Raw genomic sequence first — 4,825 nt, forward strand, 5'->3', positions numbered from 1 at the left:
TTTCGTCGCCGTCGCGGAGACCCGGCATTTCACCCGGGCCGCGCAGCAGGCGGGTGCCGTCGGGGAGGTTGCCGGTGGTGGCGGCGTCGCGCAGGTACTCCCACAGGGCGCGTTGGAGTTCGACGGCGGCGCGGGTGGGTTCGACGTCGCGGCGGCGGGCCAGGCCGATGGTGCGTTGCAGGCCGGGTGGGGAGAACGGGGTGACCCGCATGCCCAGGCGCCGCGCGACCATGCTCGGGATGACGGCGCTGCCCAGGCCCGCGGCGACGAAGCCCAGCACGGCGTCCATCTCGCCGCCCTCGATGGCGAAGGTGGGGTCGAAGCCGGCCTCCCGGCAGGCGGTGACGGTGGCGTCACGCAGGTCGTAGCCGCGGCGGAACATCACGAGCGGATGGTCGCGCAGGTCGGCGACGTACAGCGGGCGGCCGGTGACCAGCGGTGGCTCGTCCCGGGACGTCACGAGGACCAGGCTCTCGCGGATCAGCGGCGAGGTGGCCAGGGCCGGGTCGGAGCTCTGCAACGGCAGGATGATCAGGGCGAGGTCGAGGTCGCCGCCGGCGAGGTCGCGGATCAGGTCGCGGGAGCCGCCCTCCTCGACGAGCAGGCGGATACCGGGGTAGCGCTGGTGGAACAGGCGTAGGACGTCCGGCAGGAAGCCGGTGCACAGGCTGGGGGTGGCACCGAGGCGGACCGTGCCGTGGCGTAGGTCCAACAGCTCGTGGACGCGCTGGCGAGCCGTCTCCGTGTCGGCGAGGATGCGGCGTGCGAGCGGCAGGAGTGTCTCGCCGGCGGCGGTGAGGCTGATGTTGCCGCGGGCGCGGTTAAACAGTGGTGCTCCCAGCTCCTGTTCGAGCGACCGGACCTGCTGGGAGAGTGAGGGTTGCGCCACATGCATGCGCTGCGCGGCCCGGGTGAAATGCCGGGTCTCCGCGACGGCGACGAAATAGGCGAGCTGGTGGAGCTGCACATCCGTCAGCGTAGCCCTCCATAGCGCCCGACTATGGACTCGAGCTTTATCATGTCTTGGACCTCTGCTGGCCACGGCTCTAGGGTGCGGGCGTGGCTGTAACAACCCCGACGCGACCGGCGCCCGCGGCACGCCCAGCGCGACCCGCTCGGTCCTCCTTCGCCCCGTTGAACTTCTGGCGTTCGACGATCGGCAAGAAGACCGTGATGGCCGTCACCGGCCTGCTGATGCTGGCGTTCCTGCTCGCACACATGCTCGGCAACCTGAAGATCTTCTATGGCCGTGATGATTTCGATCACTATGCCGACTGGCTCCGCACGATCGGGGAACCGGTCCTGCACGGAGCTTGGTATCTGTGGATCCAGCGGTTCGTCCTCACGCTGGCGGTCGTCCTGCACGCCGTCTCCGCCTACCAGCTCAGCCGACGCGATCTGAAGGCCCGTCCGGCCAAGTACGCCCACAAGCAAAGGGCGAAGGCCGGCTACGCCGTGCATGTCATGCGTTACGGTGGCATCACCCTGGCGTTGTTCATCATTTACCACATCCTTGACTTCACCTCGCTCACGTTGAACCGGCACGGGGTCGAGGGCGCCGCCTACGACAACGTCGTCTCGAGTTTCAGTGTGTGGTGGGTCACCGCCATCTACATCCTCGCGATGATCTTCCTGGGGCTGCACATCCAGCATGGTTTCTGGAGCGCGGCGCAGACGCTGGGGCTGAACCGGCCGAGCCGTGACCGGGCGGTGCACGGCATCGCCACGGGGCTCGCCGTGCTGCTCACCGTCGGATTCCTGATCGTTCCGGTGGCAGTCCTCGCCGGCCTGGTGGGCTGAGAAGAAGGCTGATATGACGTTCTTCAAGCTCGGCGACGACATCGCCGACACGCGCGCGCCGGACGTCCCGATCGAGCAGCGCTGGGACAAGCGCCGCTTCGACGCCAAGCTCGTCAACCCGGCCAACCGCCGCCGCCACTCCGTGATCATCGTGGGGACGGGCCTGGCCGGCGGGGCGGCGGGGGCGACCCTGGCCGAGCAGGGCTACCACGTCATCCAGTTCTGCTACCAGGACTCACCGCGGCGCGCCCACTCGATCGCCGCGCAGGGTGGCATCAACGCGGCGAAGAACTACCGCAACGACGGCGACTCCGTCTACCGGCTGTTCTACGACACGGTCAAGGGCGGTGACTTCCGCGCCCGGGAGTCCAACGTCTACCGGCTGGCCCAGACGTCCACGCAGATCATCGACCAGTGCGTCGCGCAGGGCGTCCCGTTCGCCCGCGAGTACTCCGGTCTGCTCGACACCCGTTCGTTCGGTGGTGTGCAGGTCGCCCGGACGTTCTACGCCCGTGGCCAGACGGGTCAGCAGCTGCTGATCGGCGCCTACCAGGCGCTGTCGCGTCAGATCGACGCGGGCAACGTCGAGATGCACGAGCGCACCGAGATGCTCGACCTGATCGTCGTCGACGGCCGCGCCCGCGGCATCGTCGCCCGCGACCTGGTCACCGGGCAGATCTCCACCTACCTCGCGGACGCGGTCGTGCTCGCCACCGGCGGCTACGGCAACGTGTTCTACCTGTCGACGAACGCCAAGAACTCGAACGCGAGTGCGATCTGGCGGGCGCACCGGCGCGGCGCGTACTTCGCCAACCCGTGCTACACGCAGATCCACCCGACCTGCATCCCGCGGTCCGGCGAGTACCAGTCGAAGCTCACCCTGATGAGCGAGTCGCTGCGTAACGACGGCCGGATCTGGGTGCCCAAGAAGGCCGGCGACACCCGCTCCCCCGACCAGATCCCCGAGGAGGAGCGCGACTACTACCTCGAGCGCATCTACCCGGGCTTCGGCAACCTGGTCCCCCGCGACATCGCCTCGCGTGCCGCGAAGAACCAGTGCGACCTCGGTCGCGGTGTCGGCCCCGGCGGCCTGGGTGTCTACCTCGACTTCGCGGACGCCATCCGCCGCCTCGGCGAGGACAAGGTCCGCGAGAAGTACGGCAACCTGTTCGAGATGTACGACCGGATCACCGGCGAGGACCCGTACAAGGTCCCGATGCGGATCTACCCCGCCGTCCACTACACGATGGGCGGCCTGTGGGTGGACTACGACCTGCAGAGCACCATCCCGGGCTGTTTCGTCGTCGGTGAGGCGAACTTCTCCGACCACGGCGCCAACCGCCTGGGCGCCAGCGCGCTGATGCAGGGCCTCGCGGACGGCTACTTCGTGCTGCCGCCGATGCTCGGCAACTACATCGCCTCGAGCAAGTTCGACAAGGTCACCGAGGCCCACCCCGACGTCGTCGAGACCGTCAACGAGGCGACCGGCCGGCTCACCAAGCTGCTGTCGATCAACGGCGAGCGCACGGTGGACTCGTTCCACCGCGAGCTCGGCGAGATCATGTGGGACGAGTGCGGCATGGCCCGCAGCGAGGACGGCCTGCGCAAGGCGCTGGGCCGGCTGCCCGAGCTGCGCGAGGAGTTCTGGCGCTCGGTGAAGGTGCCCGGCACCGGGTCCCAGGTGAACCAGAGCCTCGAGCGGGCGAACCGGGTCTCGGACTTCCTCGAGCTCGGCGAGCTCATGTGCGTCGACGCGCTGCACCGCGAGGAGTCCTGCGGCGGCCACTTCCGGGTGGAGAGCCAGACTCCCGACGGTGAGGCCCGCCGCGACGACGAGCGCTTCGCCTACGCCGGCGCGTGGGAGTTCGGCGGCACCGGCGAGCAGCCCATCCTGCACAAGGAACCGCTGAACTTCGACTACGTCCACCTCGCCCAGCGCAACTACGCGTGACGGCGGGCGTGCACGACGTGGCAGCACCAGACTCCCCCTTCCTACCCGACCACGACAGCGAGAGCGCGAGGAGCGGAACGTGAAGCTCACCCTGCGGATCTGGCGCCAGGCCGGCCCGGCCGACTCCGGCCGCATGGTGGCCTACGAGGTCCCCGACGCCAACCCGGACATGTCCTTCCTGGAACTGCTCGACGTGCTCAACGAGCGGCTCACCCTCGAGGGCGACGACCCGGTGACCTTCGACCACGACTGCCGCGAGGGCATCTGCGGTGCCTGCGGTGTGGTCATCAACGGACAGGCGCACGGGCCGCGTGAGCGGACCACCACCTGTCAGCTGCACATGCGTGAGTTCTCCGACGGCGACGTGATCGACGTCGAGCCGTGGCGCTCGGTGGCGTTCGGCGTGGTCAAGGACCTCATGGTCGACCGGTCCGGCCTCGACCGGATCATCCGGGCCGGCGGCTACGTCAGCGTCAACACCGGCAGCGCCCCCGAGGCGCACGCCACCCCCGTGCCGAAGCCGATCGCGGACACCGCGTTCGACAACGCCACCTGCATCGGCTGCGGCGCCTGCGTCGCGGCCTGCCCGAACGGCTCGGCGATGCTGTTCACCTCGGCGAAGGTGACGCATCTCAACAGCCTGCCGCAGGGCGCCCCCGAGCGGTCCGAGCGTGTCCTCAACCTCGTCGAGGCCATGGACGCCGAGGGCTTCGGTGGCTGCACCAACACCGGCGAGTGCACCAACGCCTGTCCGAAGGGCATCCCCCTGGACAGCATCGCCACCCTCAACCGCGAGTACCTGCGCGCCTCCCTCGGCCGCAAGTAGGCCCCGCACGACCGCACCACCCGCACCACCCGCGCGGCTGACCGCCCCGGGGCCCGACCACCACACGGTCGGGCCCCGGGGCGGTCCCGTTTCCACCCGGGTGGGGGTGCGGGGAACTGTCGAGATGCGGGCACGACGGGAACGGGCGGACAATAGGCAGGTGCAGGGGCGTAACGGGAAGGTGCCGGACCGGGTCGCCATCGTGGGCGGGGGGATGGTCGGGCTGTGTGTCGCGTGGTTCCTGCAGG

General features: G+C 69.3%; 4 protein-coding genes. 3 read left to right on the plus strand and 1 reads right to left on the minus strand.

The window, feature by feature from the left end; all coding sequences use genetic code 11:
• The coding region (locus G6R24_RS18225; protein WP_163550415.1) for a LysR family transcriptional regulator at positions 1-967 on the minus strand (967 nt) is incomplete at its 3' end.
• Between the two features lie 167 nt (positions 968-1,134).
• On the opposite strand from G6R24_RS18225, the gene G6R24_RS18230 reads away from it, so the two are divergent.
• The 3 genes from G6R24_RS18230 to G6R24_RS18240 all read left to right on the plus strand — a co-directional run bounded on the left by G6R24_RS18230 (position 1,135) and on the right by G6R24_RS18240 (position 4,577).
• Positions 1,135-1,800, plus strand: coding sequence for a succinate dehydrogenase cytochrome b subunit (locus tag G6R24_RS18230; RefSeq protein WP_163550418.1), 666 nt, complete (start codon positions 1,135-1,137; stop codon positions 1,798-1,800).
• A 13-nt stretch (positions 1,801-1,813) separates the two neighbouring features.
• Positions 1,814-3,751, plus strand: coding sequence for a fumarate reductase/succinate dehydrogenase flavoprotein subunit (locus G6R24_RS18235; protein WP_163550416.1), 1,938 nt, complete (start codon positions 1,814-1,816; stop codon positions 3,749-3,751).
• Positions 3,752-3,830: 79 nt separating this feature from the next.
• Entirely contained in the window at positions 3,831-4,577 is a 747-nt protein-coding gene (locus G6R24_RS18240) for a succinate dehydrogenase/fumarate reductase iron-sulfur subunit (protein ID WP_163550417.1), read from the plus strand.
• Positions 4,578-4,825: the final 248 nt, after the last annotated feature.

It is taken from the genome of Candidatus Frankia nodulisporulans (assembly GCF_902806475.1).
In the GTDB taxonomy this organism is placed as follows: Bacteria; Actinomycetota; Actinomycetes; order Frankiales; family Frankiaceae; genus Frankia; species Frankia umida.